General features: G+C 61.2%; 1 pseudogene. It reads right to left on the bottom strand.

Annotated elements, in window-relative coordinates:
* Positions 1 to 769 (bottom strand): annotated as a pseudogene (locus E1958_RS19660) (DDE-type integrase/transposase/recombinase); the annotation flags it as partial.
* Between the last annotated feature and the right edge of the window lie 2 nt (positions 770 to 771).

Below are 771 nucleotides of genomic sequence, written 5' to 3'. Positions count from 1 at the left end.
GCGCAGCACATCGGCAATGCGGCCGTTGAAGCGTTCGACCATACCATTGGTTCGGGGGGTTCTGGGCTTGGTCAAGCGATGCTGGATGCGGTTGTCAGCACAGACCTGATCGAAGGCATGAGCAGCGGTTGGTTGGCGCTCGCCGGAGGCGCAGAAGCGGTCGGTAAATTCCTTGCCGTTGTCGGTTAGGAGCGTGGTGATTTTGAACGGAGCGGTGTCGATCAGGCGCTTCAGGAAACCGCTGGCGGTGGTTGCCGACTTGTCCTTGAGGATTTCGACGTAGACCCAACGCGTGGCCCGATCAATGGCGGCGAACAGGTCCGTGCGCTGGTCTTGGTCTGGCATTTGGGGCAGGTACTTGACATCGACGTGCACAAAGCCGGGGGCGTAGTCCTTGAAGGTTTTGTGGGGGGGTGTCTGCACACCGTCCTCCTGGGGTAGCAGGGTCTTGAGGTTGGCGACCCCATGGCGGCGCAGACAGCGGTCCAGAGCTGATCGGGAGAGGTCGGGGTGGATAAACCACCAACCGGTCATCAAGTGGCAGCAGCAGCGTCTTACGCAGTTCTACGACCACGGCTTTCTGGGTCGGGGTGAGGGTAGTCTGCAAGCGGTGGGGCGTGTGGGAGCCATCGGCAACGCCGTCACGGCGTTTCCAGCGGCGGATGGTATCCTCACTCACGCCCAGTTCATCGGCCAGTTGCGTGACGGACTGGTGGGACGCTTGAATGTATTGGCGGGTCTTCGGGGTGGTGGTCGCATTGGCATGCAAGT

Origin of the sequence: Candidatus Thiosymbion oneisti (assembly GCF_004359955.1) — a bacterium.
Classification (GTDB): Bacteria; Pseudomonadota; Gammaproteobacteria; order Chromatiales; family Chromatiaceae; genus Thiosymbion; species Thiosymbion oneisti.
The sequence above is the reverse complement of the archived record's forward strand: the minus strand, read 5'-3'. Positions and strand labels throughout refer to the sequence as shown.